This window comes from Tabrizicola sp. (assembly GCF_041911175.1).
Lineage (GTDB): Bacteria > Pseudomonadota > Alphaproteobacteria > Rhodobacterales > Rhodobacteraceae > Tabrizicola.
Window position 1 is genome coordinate 26,180 of sequence record NZ_JAYRPN010000101.1, and the last position, 14,517, is coordinate 40,696.

At 66.9% G+C, this 14,517-nt stretch carries 18 protein-coding genes; 6 read left to right on the forward strand and 12 right to left on the reverse strand.

Annotated elements, in window-relative coordinates:
* Positions 1-101 precede the first annotated feature (101 nt).
* Together ACE3P6_RS13795 and ACE3P6_RS13800 are read right to left on the reverse strand one after the other, a co-directional pair.
* Complete coding sequence (locus ACE3P6_RS13795) at positions 102-575, reverse strand: sigma-70 family RNA polymerase sigma factor (RefSeq protein WP_374374371.1); 474 nt, start codon at positions 573-575, stop codon at positions 102-104.
* 307 nt (positions 576-882) lie between these two features.
* Complete coding sequence (locus ACE3P6_RS13800; RefSeq protein WP_374374369.1) at positions 883-1,641, reverse strand: DUF1013 domain-containing protein; 759 nt, start codon at positions 1,639-1,641, stop codon at positions 883-885.
* 126 nt (positions 1,642-1,767) lie between these two features.
* On the opposite strand from ACE3P6_RS13800, the gene ACE3P6_RS13805 reads away from it, so the two are divergent.
* Entirely contained in the window at positions 1,768-2,406 is a 639-nt protein-coding gene (locus ACE3P6_RS13805) for a ribonuclease T (RefSeq protein ID WP_374396015.1), read from the forward strand.
* A gap of 228 nt (positions 2,407-2,634) precedes the next feature.
* Here ACE3P6_RS13805 and ACE3P6_RS13810 read toward each other — a convergent pair whose 3' ends face one another.
* Positions 2,635-3,627, reverse strand: coding sequence for an NAD(P)H-quinone oxidoreductase (locus ACE3P6_RS13810; protein ID WP_374396018.1), 993 nt, complete (start codon positions 3,625-3,627; stop codon positions 2,635-2,637).
* Positions 3,628-3,644: 17 nt separating this feature from the next.
* Positions 3,645-4,319: a COQ9 family protein gene (locus tag ACE3P6_RS13815; protein ID WP_374396021.1), complete on the reverse strand. Its 675-nt coding sequence runs from the start codon at positions 4,317-4,319 to the stop codon at positions 3,645-3,647.
* 100 nt (positions 4,320-4,419) lie between these two features.
* Between ACE3P6_RS13815 and rpsU the strand changes: the two genes are divergently transcribed.
* Together rpsU and ACE3P6_RS13825 are read left to right on the forward strand one after the other, a co-directional pair.
* Complete coding sequence (rpsU, locus tag ACE3P6_RS13820; protein WP_008027119.1) at positions 4,420-4,626, forward strand: 30S ribosomal protein S21; 207 nt, start codon at positions 4,420-4,422, stop codon at positions 4,624-4,626.
* Between the two features lie 222 nt (positions 4,627-4,848).
* Complete coding sequence (locus tag ACE3P6_RS13825) at positions 4,849-5,436, forward strand: TetR/AcrR family transcriptional regulator (protein ID WP_374396023.1); 588 nt, start codon at positions 4,849-4,851, stop codon at positions 5,434-5,436.
* Here ACE3P6_RS13825 and ACE3P6_RS13830 read toward each other — a convergent pair.
* On the reverse strand, positions 5,433-5,897 hold the full coding sequence (locus ACE3P6_RS13830) for an Lrp/AsnC family transcriptional regulator (RefSeq protein ID WP_374396026.1): 465 nt from the start codon (positions 5,895-5,897) through the stop codon (positions 5,433-5,435). The two genes, ACE3P6_RS13825 and ACE3P6_RS13830, sit on opposite strands and share 4 nt — an antisense overlap.
* A 140-nt stretch (positions 5,898-6,037) precedes the next feature.
* On the opposite strand from ACE3P6_RS13830, the gene ald reads away from it, so the two are divergent.
* Both ald and ACE3P6_RS13840 read left to right on the forward strand, forming a co-directional pair.
* Positions 6,038-7,156: an alanine dehydrogenase gene (gene ald, locus ACE3P6_RS13835; RefSeq protein WP_374396028.1), complete on the forward strand. Its 1,119-nt coding sequence runs from the start codon at positions 6,038-6,040 to the stop codon at positions 7,154-7,156.
* Between the two features lie 55 nt (positions 7,157-7,211).
* On the forward strand, positions 7,212-7,820 hold the full coding sequence (locus tag ACE3P6_RS13840; protein ID WP_374396030.1) for a sulfite oxidase heme-binding subunit YedZ: 609 nt from the start codon (positions 7,212-7,214) through the stop codon (positions 7,818-7,820).
* A 58-nt stretch (positions 7,821-7,878) separates the two neighbouring features.
* On the opposite strand, the gene mscL is transcribed toward ACE3P6_RS13840, so the two are convergent.
* Together mscL and ACE3P6_RS13850 are read right to left on the reverse strand one after the other, a co-directional pair.
* Positions 7,879-8,250, reverse strand: a complete 372-nt coding sequence (gene mscL, locus ACE3P6_RS13845) for a large conductance mechanosensitive channel protein MscL (protein WP_374396033.1) — start codon at positions 8,248-8,250, stop codon at positions 7,879-7,881.
* A gap of 173 nt (positions 8,251-8,423) precedes the next feature.
* Positions 8,424-9,368 (reverse strand): L-threonylcarbamoyladenylate synthase, encoded by a 945-nt coding sequence (locus ACE3P6_RS13850; protein WP_374396036.1) that lies wholly within the window; start codon positions 9,366-9,368, stop codon positions 8,424-8,426.
* 113 nt (positions 9,369-9,481) lie between these two features.
* On the opposite strand from ACE3P6_RS13850, the gene ACE3P6_RS13855 reads away from it, so the two are divergent.
* Complete coding sequence (locus ACE3P6_RS13855; protein ID WP_374396040.1) at positions 9,482-11,185, forward strand: acyl-CoA dehydrogenase; 1,704 nt, start codon at positions 9,482-9,484, stop codon at positions 11,183-11,185.
* A 218-nt stretch (positions 11,186-11,403) separates the two neighbouring features.
* Here ACE3P6_RS13855 and ACE3P6_RS13860 read toward each other — a convergent pair whose 3' ends face one another.
* The 5 genes from ACE3P6_RS13860 to ACE3P6_RS13880 form a co-directional block, all read right to left on the reverse strand.
* Positions 11,404-12,045: a CDGSH iron-sulfur domain-containing protein gene (locus ACE3P6_RS13860; protein WP_374396042.1), complete on the reverse strand. Its 642-nt coding sequence runs from the start codon at positions 12,043-12,045 to the stop codon at positions 11,404-11,406.
* Positions 12,046-12,139: 94 nt separating this feature from the next.
* Entirely contained in the window at positions 12,140-12,316 is a 177-nt protein-coding gene (locus tag ACE3P6_RS13865) for a Trm112 family protein (RefSeq protein WP_374372337.1), read from the reverse strand.
* The gene (locus ACE3P6_RS13870; protein WP_374396075.1) at positions 12,313-12,969 is read right to left on the reverse strand and encodes an LON peptidase substrate-binding domain-containing protein; all 657 of its coding nucleotides are present in this window, start codon (positions 12,967-12,969) and stop codon (positions 12,313-12,315) included. Before ACE3P6_RS13870 ends, ACE3P6_RS13865 begins: the two co-directional genes overlap by 4 nt.
* Positions 12,970-12,995: 26 nt before the next feature.
* Positions 12,996-13,898: a thioredoxin gene (trxA, locus tag ACE3P6_RS13875; RefSeq protein WP_374396044.1), complete on the reverse strand. Its 903-nt coding sequence runs from the start codon at positions 13,896-13,898 to the stop codon at positions 12,996-12,998.
* A 59-nt stretch (positions 13,899-13,957) separates the two neighbouring features.
* Positions 13,958-14,515, reverse strand: coding sequence for a DNA-3-methyladenine glycosylase I (locus ACE3P6_RS13880; RefSeq protein WP_374372342.1), 558 nt, complete (start codon positions 14,513-14,515; stop codon positions 13,958-13,960).
* Between the last annotated feature and the right edge of the window lie 2 nt (positions 14,516-14,517).

The following is a 14,517-nucleotide window of genomic DNA, read 5'->3' on the forward strand; positions in this document are numbered from 1 at the left end:
GCGGCGTGAGTCTTGGGGGAAGATCGGTCATGGCTTGTCCTTTCTGTCGCAAACCCTGATGTGACGCCTCAACCAGCCGGTCCGCCGATTGTTCCCGGCGCTCAGACCTCTTCCCCCAATGCGACCTGCAAAAGCCGACGCCCCCGATTGATCCGGCTCTTGATCGTGCCGATGTCGACGCCGAGGATGTCGCCAGCCGCCTGGTAGCTTTCGCCGGTCACCAGAACCAGCACGACCGCCTGGCGGTAGGCCGGGGGCAGGCCCATCAGCGCGGCCTCGATCTCGCGGCCCCGGACGTGCCAGTACTGGCCGTCAGGCGAGGAGGGCTGGCCGGAGACGCAGTCCTCGGCGCCGGGACGTTCGCGGGCACGCTTGACGCGGTCGTTGTAGAACCGGTTGCGCATGATGGTGAAAAGCCAGGCGCGCATGTTGGTGCCGGGGGTGTAGGAGGCGGCGCTGGAGATGGCGCGGACCAGGGTATCCTGCACCAGATCGTCCGCATCGCCGTAGCGCCCGGTCAGCGAGCGGGCAAAGAGGCGCAAGGCGGGAATATGGGTCAGCACGTCGTCGGACATTCTCTCCCTCCATGCGAACGCCGGTGGGTCAATGCGGGGCGCGACGCGCGGTTCCGCTGTCCGGGATCAAGATCCCCTGCGGCGGCGGCAATTTGCCGAGGCCTGCGGCTGGACGCGCCGCATCCTGCCTGTCATGCGCGGAAGACTGTCCGCTGTCCACAGTGGACAAACTCAGCGTTCCGTTACATTTCAAATACTTGGCTGCGGACGTTTACGATTTCGCAACCATTTGCCCAAGGCCCGACGCAAAGCAAAAAGCCCGACCGCCAGGCCGGGCTTAGGCAGGTCGGGCAGCGACGTCCGGCGATCAGCGGCGCGGATGGTCGTCCTCGTCCTCGTCGTCGTGCCCACCGGCGGGAAGGTTGAAGAAGCTGTCGGCATCCGAGAAGTCGGACGGGCGGCTTTCGTCCTTTTCCTCGTCGCCGAAGACTTCCAGCCCGGACAGGCCCGAGGGCACCCGCGCATCCGGCGCCATGCCCAGCGACTGCTCGGTCGACACCAGCTTGCGGCGTTCGTCGTCCGACATCACGGTGCCCTCGGCGGCTTTCTTGCGGGCGGCGGCCTGCACGGCGGCGTCAAGCTCGGACTGCTTGCAGAGGCCGAGCGCGACCGGGTCGATCGGCTGGATGCCGGAGATATTCCAGTGCGTGCGCTCGCGGATCGACTGGATCGTCGGCTTCGTGGTGCCGACCAGCTTGCCGATGGCACCGTCCGACAGTTCCGGGTGGAACTTCACCAGCCAGAGGATCGCCGCCGGGCGGTCCTGCCGCTTGGACAAGGGCGTATAACGCGGGCCGCGGCGCTTTTCCTCGCCCACGGCGGCAGCGTTGAACTTCAGCTTCATCCGGTAGAGCGGGTCCGCCTGGGCGCGGGTAATCTCGATCGGGTCGAGCTGGTTGTTGGCGACCGGATCGAAGCCCTTCACGCCTGTCGCCACGTCGCCATCGGCAATGCCCTGCACTTCCAGCTCGTGCATGCCGCAGAAATCCGCGATCTGCGCGAAGCTCAGCGTCGTGTTGTCCACCAGCCAGACGGCAGTGGCCTTGGCCATAAGCGGTTTCGACATCGGATCTCTCCTTTACAAATCTCTCCCGGGCCGGGAAAACGGCGGCGGGCGCTGGCCCGCGAGTTCCACGTTTTCAGGGAATTCACGCGCCCATATAGGGCCGAATTGCACGAAGGGGAAGCGGAAATGCGCCTGTTCCTGTTGACCGTCGCGGCTTTGTGCTGGGCAAATGCCGCAAGGGCCGAAAGTGAGCGGGCGGGCGATTTCGACTATTACGTCCTGTCGCTGTCCTGGTCCGCCGCCTGGTGCGCGCTGGAGGGTGATTCCCGGAGCGATCCGCAATGCGATGCCGGGCGCGGGTTGACCTTCGTGCTGCACGGACTCTGGCCCCAGTTCGAGGACGGCTGGCCGTCGTTCTGCCGCACCGGGGAGCGCGACCCGACCCGGGCCGAAACCGCCGCGATGGCCGATGTGATGGGTGGCGCGGGCCTGGCCTTCTACCAGTGGAAGAAGCATGGCCGCTGTTCCGGCCTGTCCGCGCCGGACTATTACCGCACGGCACGCGAGGCCTTTGGCCGTGTCACCCTGCCCAAGGTCTTCGCCGATGTCTCGCGCCCGTTGACGTTGCCTGCCAGCGTGATCGAGGACGCCTTCATTGAGGCCAACCCCGGCCTTGCCCGCGACCAGATCACCATCACCTGCGAGGACGGGTTGATCCAGGAGGCGCGCATCTGCCTGACGCCCGAGCTGGGCTTTCGCCGCTGTGGGGGCGACACCATCCGCGACTGCCGCCTGAAGGATGCGGTGCTGGAGCCGGTTCGGTAGGGGATCAGGGGGCGGGACCGGACCGAAGAAAAGCAACTGCTGAGGGGAAGTTTGGGGAAAACTGCTTTCTCAAATCGCCGGTGCCCTGAGCAGCTGGGGAACTGCTTCGGGCCAAGTCTGGATCGAAACCTCCGATCCCGCCTGCACCCGGTTTACCCCACGTTAACCGGCGATGCGCGTGAAGAAACCGTCAAACGGCCCGCAGGACCCGCGAAGGTATGGGAATCCCTACGGGTTCACCTTCAGGACGATCTTGCCGACATGCCCGCCGGATTCGATGCGCCAATGCGCGGCAGGGGCGTCGGGCAGCGCATGCTCGCTGTCCATCACCACCTTGACGGCGCCGCGTTCGATCATCGGCCAGACGTTTTCCTCCACCGCCTTCGCGATCCGCGCCTTGGCGAGATCGGATTGCGGGCGCAGGGTCGATCCGGTCAACACCAGCCGCCGTGTCATCACCTCGGCGAGGTTCAGCGTGACCTTGGCACCTTGCAGGAAGGCGATCTGCACCAGCCGCCCGCCATCTGCCAGCGCCTTGAGGTTGCGCTCGATATAGGGGCCGCCGACCATGTCGAGGATCAGGTTCGCCCCGCCCAAAGCCTTCATCTCGGCCACGAAGTCGCTGCTGTTGTAGTTGAAGGCGGCCTCGGCCCCCAGGTCGCGACAGACCTGGCATTTCTCGTCCGACCCCGCCGTTGCGAAGACCCTTGCGCCCAGGGCGCTGGCGATCTGGATTGCGGTCGTGCCGATGCCGCTGGTGCCGCCATGCACCAGGAACCTCTCCCCGGCCTTGAGGCCACCGCGCATCACCACGTTGGACCAGACCGTGAAGCAGGTTTCCGGCAGGCAGGCGGATTCCTTCAGCGACATGCCTTTCGGGATCGGCAGGGCCTGTGCCTCGGGCGTGGCGACATATTCCGCGTAGCCGCCGCCCGGCAGCAGGGCGCAGACCTGATCGCCGATCTGCCAGCGGGTGACGCCGGGGCCGACCTCGACCACGGTGCCGGAACATTCCAGCCCCGGCAGGGGCGAGGCCGAGGGCGGCGGCGCATAGGCCCCGGCGCGTTGCAGCGCATCGGGGCGGTTCACCCCGGCCCAGGCAACCCGGATGATGATCTGGCCGTGTCCGGGCACCGGGACCGGGACGGACACCGGCTTCAGCACATCCGGGCCGCCGGGGGCGGAGATTTCGATGGCAAGCATGCTGTGGGAAAGGGTCATCTCAGCTCTCTTGTTTCTCAGCTCCGGTGGCGGCCCGGCAGGTCATCGCGCAGTCTTGGCGCACGAATGCTTTCCAGAATCTTGCCGGGACCGGCGGCCCAGGCCTTGCCCAGCGGATTCTCCCGGAAGTTGGCCTTCAGCTTCTCGAAGTGCATGACCTGCTCGATCCGCCGGTCCAGGAAATCCCAGGTCGCCTGATGGTCGGTGGAGTCGTCGCCAAGCCAGTAGAGGACGGTCGCGCCATAGACGCCGGACAGGGTCGCGCGTTTGGTATACCAGTTCAGGTCGTCCGATCTGTCGCCCAGTGCTGTCCAGATCCGGTCGGCCGTGCCCCAGATCGCCCGCGCGCCGTCGGCGGCGTGGGTCGGCAGGGAAAAGAGCGTCGTCCCGCGCCGGACCAGTTCGCGGTCGGCCAGTTCCAGCCTTGTCCGCACGGCCAGCGCAATCCGGTCGCGGAAGCGCAGCGAGGTGAGATCGGTCGCCGCCAGCCGGGCCGCCATTTTGGCGTCGCCCCGGGCGTGATAGGCCAGCGCCAGATCGACGCCCCCGCGCGGGAACAGCGACCGGGCCAGCGCCGCGGGCACCCTGGCATCGGCGATTGCCGCCGTCAGGGTGCGCTCCGACCAGCCGTCGAAGGGCACATGGCCCAGTGCCGCGTCCAGCACCCGCGCCTTCATCTCGTCCTCGACCATCGCGCGCTCCTTCCGGTAGACAAGCCAGCCCCTGTTTGTTATAGGGCGCCCGCCTGCACAAGTCAGTGCAACTCTAGCTTAGGAAGGTGGTGACAACCACATGCAGGTCAGCGTCCGCGACAACAACGTCGAACAGGCTCTCCGTGCTCTGAAGAAGAAACTTCAGCGTGAAGGGGTGTTTCGGGAAATGAAGCTCAAGCAGCATTTCGAGAAGCCCTCCGTCAAGAAGGCACGCGAACAGGCCGAAGCGGTCCGCCGTGCAAGGAAACTTGCCCGGAAGAAGCTTCAGCGCGAAGGCGGTCTTTAAGACGTCAGCGACTCTGGGGAAGCGATTCCCGCCCGATCAACCCCCGTCCGCGAGGCCGGGGGTTTTTCATTGCCCGACCGCATGACCTGTCAGCAACTCCAGATTGTGTGGCAACATTGTGGCGCCGCCGTGGTGCAACTTGGGCGGGCATCAACAATCTATTTCCAATTGTCGCCACATTTTGCGGTTTTCCAGCGCCGTCCGGCACCCTACCGTTGCGTCATGATCGAGCTTCGCAAACAGCCCCGCCAGGATCGCTCCCGCGCAAAAGTGGACGGGATTCTCGCCGCCGCCGCCGATCTCTGCTCGGGCCGTGGGCTGGATGCGCTGACGACGAACGCGGTTGCGGCGCGGGCCGGGGTGTCGATCGGATCGCTGTACCAGTATTTCCCTGGCAAGGCCGCGCTGCTGGCCGCCCTGATCCGGGCCGAGCGGGCGAACCTGCTGGAAGCCGTCGAGCGGATCGTGTCGTCGGACGCGGCCCACAGCCTCACACAACTGGTCGATGACCTGATCGAGGCGACTGTCGCGCATTACCTGGCCCGCCCCTCGCTGTCGCGCACGCTGAACCTGGCGCGCAGCCAGTTGCCGCCGGACCCGGAAGCCGCAGAGTTTTCCACCCGGATCACCGTACTGATCGCCGCGCGGCTGGACGAGCTGAAGATCTCGCGCCCGGAGACCACGGCGCAGGACGTTCTTGCCATCCTGCGCGGCATGATCGACGCCGCCAGCGAGGCGCATGAGGCCGACCGCGCCGCCCTGACCGACCGCACCCGCCGCGCGGTGCTGGGGTATCTGCAGGCCGCCTAAACCGCCAGCGCCGTCGTCTTCACCACCGTCCGCAGCGCGAAGCTGGACTGCATCTGCCGCACGCCGGGCAGGCGCGACAGGAACTGGCGGTGGATGCGGGCGAAGTCCTCGGTATCTTCGGCCATCAGCTTCAGAAGATAGTCCGCCGTCCCCGCCATCAGGTGACATTCCAGAAGATCCGGCACCTTCGCCACCTCGCGCTCGAAGGCATCAAGCAGGTCTTCCGCCTGGCTTTGCAGGGTGATTTCCACGAAGACCGTGGTCATCCGCCCCATGCGACGGGCGTCCAGCAGCGCCACATATCCGGCGATGAACCCGTCTTCCTCCAGCCGCTGCACCCGCCGGTGGCAGGCCGAGGGCGAAAGGTTGATCGCCTCGGACAGTTCGGCATTGGTGATACGGCCATTCTTCTGCAGCACCGTCAGGATGCGGCGGTCGGTGGCATCTAGGTCGAGGGCCATGAAATATTCTGCGGCTGATCCGGCTATCTGTCGAAGAACTTACGTCGAACCTCACCGCGCGCCAACCAGAATTCAAAGCATCGCCACAAAATCGGATCAGGATTGCGCACACAGGGGCGCATCGCCCAGTGGAGGAACACATGAAAATCGGATGCCCGAAAGAAATCAAACCGCAGGAATTCCGCGTGGGGATGACCCCGGACGCCGCACGCGAAGCTGTCAACAATGGTCATGACGTGATCATCGAGACCAAGGCCGGGCTTGGTGCAGGCTTCGCGGATGCCGACTATGTCGCCGCAGGGGCCAAGATCGTCGACACGGCGGAGGAGGTCTTCGCCAAGGCCGACATGATCGTGAAGGTCAAGGAACCGCAAGCGGTGGAACGCAAGCGCCTGCGCCCCGGCCAGGTGCTGTTCACCTACCTGCACCTCGCCCCCGACCCGGAGCAGACCAAGGACCTGCTCGCTTCGGGCGCGACCTGCATCGCCTATGAAACCGTGACCGATGACCGGGGCGGCCTGCCGCTTCTGGCGCCGATGTCCGAAGTCGCGGGTCGTCTTGCGCCGCAGGTCGGTGCCTGGACGCTGCAAAAGGCCAATGGTGGCCGTGGTGTCCTGCTGGGTGGCGTGCCGGGCGTGTCGCCCGCCAAGGTGCTGGTCATCGGCGGCGGTGTCGTCGGGACCCATGCCGCCAAGGTCGCCGCCGGGATGGGCGCGGATGTCACCGTGCTGGATCGGTCGATCAACCGCCTGCGCTATCTGGATGACGTGTTCGGCGGCCAGTTCAAGAATGCCTATGCCAGCGCCGGGAACACCATCGCGCTCGCCCGCGAGGCCGACCTGATCATCGGCGCGGTGCTGATTCCCGGTGCGGCGGCCCCGAAGCTGATCAGCCGCGCGCAGCTGAAAGAGCTGAAGCCGGGCGCGGCGCTGGTCGACGTCGCCATCGACCAGGGCGGCTGCTTCGAGACCTCGCGCGCCACCACGCACCAGGACCCGATCTACGAAGTCGACGGGATCATGCATTACTGCGTGGCGAACATGCCGGGTGCCGTGGCCCGCACCTCGACCCAGGCGCTTGGCAACGCGACGATGCCCTTCATGCTGGCCTTGGCCAACAAGGGCTGGAAGAAGGCCTGCGCCGATGACAAGCACCTTCTGGCCGGGCTGAACGTTCATGCCGGCAGGCTGACCTACGAGGCGGTTGGCGTGGCGCTTAACCTGCCGGTCATTTCGGCGGCAGAAGCCCTGAAGATCTGAGGCGACGGAACCGCCGCAGTGCAGCGTATATGGGGCACCAGACAACAGGTGCCCCATGACATTCCTAGGTTACAAGCCCTCGACCCTTCTGCTGTGGGTCGTTCTCTCCCTGCCTGCGCTGACCATGATCGGCCCGCTGCTGGGCGATGATGCCCGCGCCTTCCACCGCCTTCTGCACCCGACCGGCGAATGGGCCGCGCGCTTCATGATCATCGGGATGATGGCCTCGGGCCTGATGCTCGTGTTCCGGGGCCGCCAGTGGCCGCGCTGGCTGATGCACCACCGCCGCGACATCGAGGTGGCGGCCTTCGTCTATGCCGCGCTGCACACGCTGGTCTATGTCACCGATCGGGGCACGCTGGACCGGATCATCGCGGCCCTGCCGCAGACCGAGATCTGGACCGGCTGGCTGGCCATGCTGATCTTCGTGCCGCTGGCGCTCACCTCGAACAACCCCGCACAGCGCTGGCTGCACAGGGGCTGGAAGACGCTGCAACGCGCCGCCTACCCCGCCGCCGTGCTGGTGCTGATCCACTGGGCCTCGCTGCACGACTGGGGCAGCTGGCCGCCCGCCGCCGTGCATTTCGGCCCGCTGGTCGGGCTTTGGGCCTATCGCCTGTGGTTCTGGTATCTGCGTCCGCGCGCACCGCTTGCTGCGGCCTGACATGAAAACGGCCCGCAGGATCGCTCCTGCGGGCCGCTACCTTCGGAGATATCCGGGTTTACTTGGCCTTCAGCGTGGCCAGGATTTCCTTCAAGAGATCGTTGTCCGACGGACCGGCGGGCGCGGCCGGAGCCTCGGCCTTCTTCGGCATCGCCGCGTTGGCGGCCTTGACCAGAAGGAACACCACCCAGGCGATCACCAGGAACTTGATGACGGCGGTGATGAAATTACCGACGTTGAACTTCGCGTCGCCGATCGAGAAGCCCCAGGACGAGAAGTCGATGCCGCCGATGATCATCCCGATCAGCGGCTGGATCAGGTCATCGACCAACGAGGTCACGATCGCGGTGAAGGCTGCGCCGATGATGATACCGACGGCGAGGTCGAGGACGTTGCCCTTCATGATGAAGGCTTTGAATTCGTTAAGCATCGCACGGTTCCCTATGTCTGCCCTGCCTGCATTGGCAGCTTTCCGATTGCTCAGGCGCTTTGGCCTGCGGCAAACTATCGCACAGGTTTTCGCAAGGCAGAACGGGGAAACTTCACCAAAATGCCACAATTCGTGCCGGATCGGCAGGAATTCAACAGCCGGGAAACCGAAGCTCATCCGCGCGGCGCGGCGGCGCGGCGCAGGCGGTCGTTGATCGCGCGGCCAAGGCCGGTTTCCGGCATCGGCGCAAAGGCGATGCGCCCGCCGGGTCCGGCCAGCCGGTCAGCCTCGCGCAGGGTCTGGAACAGCCGGGAGGCCGCCTCGACCAGATCGCCGGAGTCGGACAGGGTGAGGGTCCCCTTCACCGTCCCGAATCCGACCAACAGCTCACCATTCCGCGCCTCGCTCGCCCCCAGGCGCACCAGGGCCTCGGGTGCGTAATGCGAGGCCAGCTGTCCGGGAGAGGTCGGCTTGCCCGCATCGCCGCCCGTCGCGACCGTCACGCCCAGGGCCGCTTCCAACGCCTCGACCGGAAGCCCGCCGGGCCGCAGCAGCACCGGCTCGGGGTCCGCCAGCAGGATGGTCGATTCCAGCCCGACCGCGCAGGGACCGCCGTCCAGCACCGCTGCGATGCGGCCGGCCAGCCCTTCCAGCACATGCCCGGCCTGCGTCGGCGATACCCGGCCCGAGGGGTTGGCCGAAGGCGCCGCCAGCGGTCCGCCGAAGGCCCTGAGCAACCGCTGCGCCAAGGGGTGCTCCGGAACCCGCACCGCCACCGTCTCCAACCCCGCCGTCACCAGCGGCGAAATCCCCGCGCCGTCGCGCAAGGGAAGCACCAACGTCAACGGGCCCGGCCAGAACGCCTGCGCCAGCATGCGTGCCTTGGGTCCGACGTGCGCGATCCGTTCGACCGCGACCAGATCGGGCAGGTGGACGATCAGCGGGTTGAAACTGGGCCGCCCTTTCGCCTCATAGATCCGTGCCACCGCCCGGTCGTCCCGCGCGTCGCCGCCAAGGCCGTAGACCGTCTCGGTCGGGAAGGCGACCAGCTCGCCCGCCGCCAGCAGGCGCGCGGCCTCGGCGATCCCTTCGGCATCGGGGGGCAGGGTGACGGTCATGGTGCTCTGACGCAGCGTCCGGCTTGAAGGGCAACGCGAAAACGGTAGCGTTCACTGGGGCCGTCCATAAGCCAGCCCCCCGCCTTTGCCAAGCCGACTTCAAGGAGAGACCCATGCCCTACCGCGCCCCGGTGAAGGATATCCGCTTCATCCTGGATCATGTGGTGGGCTTCGCCGAAGTCGCAGCCACCCCCCGCTTCGCCGAGGCTACCCCGGATCTGGCCGAGGCGATCCTGACCGAAGCCGGGCGGCTGTCGACCGATATCCTCGCGCCGTTGAACAAGACCGCCGACCGAAATCCGGCAAGGCTGGAGAATGGCGCCGTCGTGTCCTCGCCCGGGTTTGCCGAGGGCTACCGCGCGATTGCCGAGGGCGGCTGGGTCGGCATGGCGGCCAGCCCGGAACATGGCGGGATGGGCCTGCCGATCTCGCTGGCGTTGGGGGTCGACGACATGATGTCGGGGGCCTGTCTGGCCTTGCAGTTGAAGCCGCTCCTCTCCAAAGGCCAGATCGAGGCGCTGGAGCATCACGCCGACGATGCACTGAAGGCGCTGTACCTGCCGAAGCTCACCTCAGGCGAATGGTCGGGCACGATGAACCTGACCGAGCCGCAGGCGGGTTCGGATGTCGGCGCGCTACGGACGAAGGCGGTGCCGAACGGCGACGGGACCTTCGCGATCACCGGGCAGAAGATCTTCATCACCTGGGGCGACAGCGACATCACCGCCAATGTCTGCCACCTTGTCCTCGCCCGCCTGCCCGACGGGGCGGAAGGGACCAAGGGGATCAGCCTCTTCATGGTGCCGAAGTTCATCCCCGACGCCGAGGGTAGGCTGGGGGATCGCAACAGCCTGCGGGTGGTCAGCCTGGAGCACAAGCTGGGCATCCACGGCAGCCCGACCTGCGTGATGGAGTTTTCCGGGGCCAAGGGCTGGTTGGTCGGCGCGCCGCACAAGGGGATGGCGGCGATGTTCACGATGATGAACAACGCCCGGCTGTCGGTGGCTGCGCAGGGGGTTGGCGTGGCCGAGGCGGCGCTGCAGCATGCGCTGGCCTATGCGCTGGATCGGAAACAGGGGGCGACGCCGGTGGAGGGGGGCGGCACGATCATCGACCACGCCGATGTCCGCCGCATGCTGGCCGTTGCCCGGGCCGAGATCTTCGCGGCGCGTGCGATCGCGCTGTCCTGTGCCAAGGCGATCGACATGGCCTCGGCCACCGGCAGCCCGGACTGGCAGGCGCGGGCGGCGCTGCTGACGCCCATCGCCAAGGCCTACGGCACCGATGTGGCCTGCGAGGTCGCGAGCCTGGGGGTGCAGGTGCACGGCGGCATGGGGTTCATCGAGGAGACCGGGGCGGCGCAGTTCCTGCGCGATGCCCGTATCCTGCCGATCTACGAGGGGACGAACGGCATCCAGGCGATGGACCTGGTCGCGCGCAAGATGGCCGATGGCGGCGAGGCGGCGTTCCGGCTGATCGACGAGGTGGAACGCGGGGCCGAGGCGGCGCGGGAGGCTCATCCCGATCTGGCGGGCGAGGTCTGGGCGGCCGCCGAGGCGCTGCGGGAGGCGACGGAGGCGATGCTGGCCCTGCCCCTGAACGACCGCTTCGCCGGGGCGGTGCCGTATCTGCGGGCCTTCGCGCTGGTCCTGGGGGCCGGTGCGCACCTGAAGGCGATGCGGGCCGATCCGGCGCGGGAGGCGCTGGCAAGGGTGATGATCCGGCGGCTGCTGCCCGAGCATGCGGCCCTGCTGGCGCAGGCGAAGGAAGGGGCGGCGGGGCTGTATGCGGTGGGAGCCGAGGAGCTGGCGGCCTGAGCCTGTCCACGGTGGACATTTCCTGATTACCTTTATTTTCCATATACTTGTCTGTTGGCGGTAAGGATTTGGAAACCTTTGCCCACGGGGGGCTCGTCGTGCCCTTCGGTTACTCCTCGCGGATGCCTCCGGCGGGGATACTTGGGCCAGTATGAAAGCCGTGCGGGCGTACCCCCTCTTGCGGCGAGAAGAGGAAGTCGTGACCCGGGAGGCGCGGTTCAGTCCGCCACGAAGCCCGCCGCCTTGTGGCTGCCATCGCAGTAGGGCTTGTTCTTCGAGTGACCGCAGCGGCAGAGGAAGGTCTTGGTGACCTTGTCCGTCGTCCGCCCGGTGCCCGAGACGATCTCCAGGTTCCCCACCACCATCAGCGGCCCGTTCGCCAGCGGCTGCACGTTCAACGGCCCGTTGCGCACCTCCAGCGCCACGAACTCCTTCGCTGCGGGCTCGCCGCTGGCGGTGAAGCCTGCCGCGGCATGCGAGCCGTCGCAGAAGGGCTTGCGCTTCGACTCGCCGCAGCGGCAGAGCGTGGCGCGGGGAGTGGCCTGCGGCTCTCCCCTGATCTGCAACTCGGCCTCGATGGCGAGCGGTCCGTTTTCGCGGACGCGGACAGTGTTCACCAGGGGCGGGGTGTCGGAGGTGGCCGACCCGTCGTTGTGCGACACCCGGATCGCGCCGGACGGGCAGGCCAGTGCCACATGCATCACCTCTTCGGCGCTGGCGGCGTCGGGATGGATCCACTCGCCCTTGACGTTCGGGACGAAGACATCCGGGTGGCCCAGCACGCAGTTGCGGGAATGGACGCAGCGGTGGCTGTCGAAGCGGATGGTGACCTTGCTGCCTTTGACGACTTCCTCGGACATGGCGGCCTCCTGGCTGGGTTGCTGGGGGGTCAGGAAAGCCGGGATTTGCGGTTCGGGCAAGAGTTTGCTGCAAGGCAGGGGCGGCCAGCCCGCGTCAGTCGAGTTCGCGGGCCTCGCTGACCAGCATGACCGGGATGCCGTCGCGGATCGGGAAAGCGAGATGCGCCGCTTTCGAGACCAGTTCCTGCTTCTCGGCATCATAGCTCAGGACGGCATGGGTGACGGGGCAGACCAGCGCCTCCAGCATCCGACGGTCGGCGGGTTCGCTCATTGCAGGATCTCCTCTTCCCCGCCACTGCGGAGGGCAAATTCGATAAGGGTGACGATGGTCTCCCGCCGGGTTTCCAGCGTCGGGGCTTCCAGCAGCGCCTGCTTGTCCTCGGGCGAGAAGGGGCAGAGCATGGAAAGCGAGTTGATCAGCAGCTCGCACTCGGCTTCCTTCAGGCTGTTCCAGTCGGTCGACAGGTTCAGCTTGGTGAAGTAGCGGCCGAGAAGGCCCATGAAATCCTCGCGCCGGAAGCCGGGGTCGTCCTCGACCGGGCCAAGGTCACGGGTGAAGGGGGTCCAGTCGACAAGGCAGCGGCGGTAGGGGGTGAAACCCTGCACCTCCTCGCGCACCCGGTAGCGCGAGATGCCGGAGAGGGTGATCATGTAGCGCCCGTCCTCGGTTTCCGAGAAGCCGGTCAGGCGGCCCGCGCAGCCGATCGCCTGCAGGCGCTTTTCCCCGGCCCGTTTTTCGTTTGCAGGGGATTCGCGGGGCTGGATCATCCCGATCAGGCGGTGGCTGGTCTTCAGGCAATCCTCGATCATTGCCAGATAGCGCGGCTCGAAGATGTGCAGCGGCAGCCGCGCCCGGGGGAGCATCAGCGCCCCGGGCAGGGGGAAGACCGGGAGGGTATCCGGCAGGTCGGCGGCGGTGATCATGGGCATGAGCTAGCCCGCGTCAGGGATCAGGCAAATATCATCGAGGAGAGGCGGCGGCGGCCGGCGAGGACGATGGGGTCCTGCGGCTTCAGCGCCTCGAAGATGGTGAAGAGCTGGGTCTTGGCGGCACCGTCGTTCCATTCGCGGTCGCGGCGGAAGAGTTCGAGAAGCTCGTCGACGGCTTCCTTCTGGTTCCCGGCGGCAAGAAGGGCGGCGGCGAGGTCGAAGCGCGCCTGATGGTTGCCGGGATCGGCCTGGACGGCGGCGCGCAACTCGGCCTCGGGTCCGGCATTGGCGGCCTGTTTCGCGAGTTCGAGCTGGGCGCGGACGGCGTCAAGGTCCTTGGACTTCGCGATGGCCGCAGGGGCAGCGGCGATCAGGCTCTCGGCCTGGTCGAGGTTTGACAGCGCGAGGTGGGCGCGGACGAGGCCGCCATAGGCCACGGCGTTCTCGGGGTCCTCCTCCAGGATCGCGGCGAAGGTTTCGGCGGCATCATTGGCGGCACCCTCGGTCAGCATGTCCTCGGCGGCCTGGATCGCTTCGGCAAGGCCACCGTCCCCGACCAGGGCCGAGACGCGGTCGACGAAGGCTTTGAGTTCGGAAGCCGGGACCGCGCCCTGGAACCCGTCGACCGGCTGGCCCTGCCAGAAGGCATAGACGGTGGGGATCGACTGGATGCGCAGTTGCGCCGCGATGCGCTGGTTCTTGTCGACATCGACCTTGGCCATGCGCACCTTGCCAGCGGCGGCGGTGACGGCGGCTTCGAGCATCGGGCCGAGCGTCTTGCAGGGCCCGCACCAGGTGGCCCAGAAGTCGACGATGACCGGCACCTCGCGGCTGGTCTCGATGACATCGGCCATGAAGGTGGCCTCGGTCACGTCCTTGATCAGATCGGCAGTTGCTTGCGGCGCTTCGCCCAGTCCCAGCATGGCGGACTCCTGTCGGTGTTTGCCCCTATATGGCGGGGCAAGACGGAAAGGCCAAGGGGTCAGCCCCAGCGGCAGGTGGCGAGATGGTCATTGACCATGCCGGAGGCCTGCATGAAGGCGTAGGTGATGGTCGGGCCGACGAAGTTGAAACCTTCGCGTTTCAGGGCCCTGGACATGGCCTGCGACTGCGGGGTCTGGCCGGGGACATCGGCAGGGGTTTGCGGGCGGGCGGAGGGCGGCGGGGCGAAGGACCAGAGGAAGGGCGAGAAGCCCTCGCGCGCCTCGATCCGCAGGAAGGCCTGCGCGCCCCGGATGGTGCCCGCGATCTTGCCGCGGTGGCGGACGATGCCGGGGTCTTGCAGCAGGCGGGCGATCTCGGGCTCGCCCCAGGTGGCGATCAGGGTGGGATCGAAGCCCTGGAAAGCGGCGCGGAAACCGTCACGCTTGCGCAGGATGGTGATCCAGGCCAGCCCGGCCTGGAAGCTTTCGAGACAGAGGAGTTCAAACAGGCGCTTCGGGTCGCGTTCGGGGCGGCCCCATTCGTCGTCGTGATAGGCGGTATACAGGGGATCGGTGCCACACCAGGGGCAACGTATCGAATTGTCGGCATTTTCCATCG

Excerpts from the sequence above, each read along its gene's own strand:
- ACE3P6_RS13795 (WP_374374371.1), bottom strand. The coding sequence starts at position 575 with ATGTCCGACGACGTGCTGACCCATATTCCCGCCTTGCGCCTCTTTGCC.
- ACE3P6_RS13800 (WP_374374369.1), bottom strand. The coding sequence starts at position 1,641 with ATGTCGAAACCGCTTATGGCCAAGGCCACTGCCGTCTGGCTGGTGGAC.
- ACE3P6_RS13805 (WP_374396015.1), top strand. The coding sequence starts at position 1,768 with ATGCGCCTGTTCCTGTTGACCGTCGCGGCTTTGTGCTGGGCAAATGCC.
- ACE3P6_RS13810 (WP_374396018.1), bottom strand. The coding sequence starts at position 3,627 with ATGACCCTTTCCCACAGCATGCTTGCCATCGAAATCTCCGCCCCCGGC.
- ACE3P6_RS13815 (WP_374396021.1), bottom strand. The coding sequence starts at position 4,319 with ATGGTCGAGGACGAGATGAAGGCGCGGGTGCTGGACGCGGCACTGGGC.
- rpsU (WP_008027119.1), top strand. The coding sequence starts at position 4,420 with ATGCAGGTCAGCGTCCGCGACAACAACGTCGAACAGGCTCTCCGTGCT.
- ACE3P6_RS13825 (WP_374396023.1), top strand. The coding sequence starts at position 4,849 with ATGATCGAGCTTCGCAAACAGCCCCGCCAGGATCGCTCCCGCGCAAAA.
- ACE3P6_RS13830 (WP_374396026.1), bottom strand. The coding sequence starts at position 5,897 with ATGGCCCTCGACCTAGATGCCACCGACCGCCGCATCCTGACGGTGCTG.
- ald (WP_374396028.1), top strand. The coding sequence starts at position 6,038 with ATGAAAATCGGATGCCCGAAAGAAATCAAACCGCAGGAATTCCGCGTG.
- ACE3P6_RS13840 (WP_374396030.1), top strand. The coding sequence starts at position 7,212 with ATGACATTCCTAGGTTACAAGCCCTCGACCCTTCTGCTGTGGGTCGTT.
- mscL (WP_374396033.1), bottom strand. The coding sequence starts at position 8,250 with ATGCTTAACGAATTCAAAGCCTTCATCATGAAGGGCAACGTCCTCGAC.
- ACE3P6_RS13850 (WP_374396036.1), bottom strand. The coding sequence starts at position 9,368 with ATGACCGTCACCCTGCCCCCCGATGCCGAAGGGATCGCCGAGGCCGCG.
- ACE3P6_RS13855 (WP_374396040.1), top strand. The coding sequence starts at position 9,482 with ATGCCCTACCGCGCCCCGGTGAAGGATATCCGCTTCATCCTGGATCAT.
- ACE3P6_RS13860 (WP_374396042.1), bottom strand. The coding sequence starts at position 12,045 with ATGTCCGAGGAAGTCGTCAAAGGCAGCAAGGTCACCATCCGCTTCGAC.
- ACE3P6_RS13865 (WP_374372337.1), bottom strand. The coding sequence starts at position 12,316 with ATGAGCGAACCCGCCGACCGTCGGATGCTGGAGGCGCTGGTCTGCCCC.
- ACE3P6_RS13870 (WP_374396075.1), bottom strand. The coding sequence starts at position 12,969 with ATGATCACCGCCGCCGACCTGCCGGATACCCTCCCGGTCTTCCCCCTG.
- trxA (WP_374396044.1), bottom strand. The coding sequence starts at position 13,898 with ATGCTGGGACTGGGCGAAGCGCCGCAAGCAACTGCCGATCTGATCAAG.
- ACE3P6_RS13880 (WP_374372342.1), bottom strand. The coding sequence starts at position 14,515 with ATGGAAAATGCCGACAATTCGATACGTTGCCCCTGGTGTGGCACCGAT.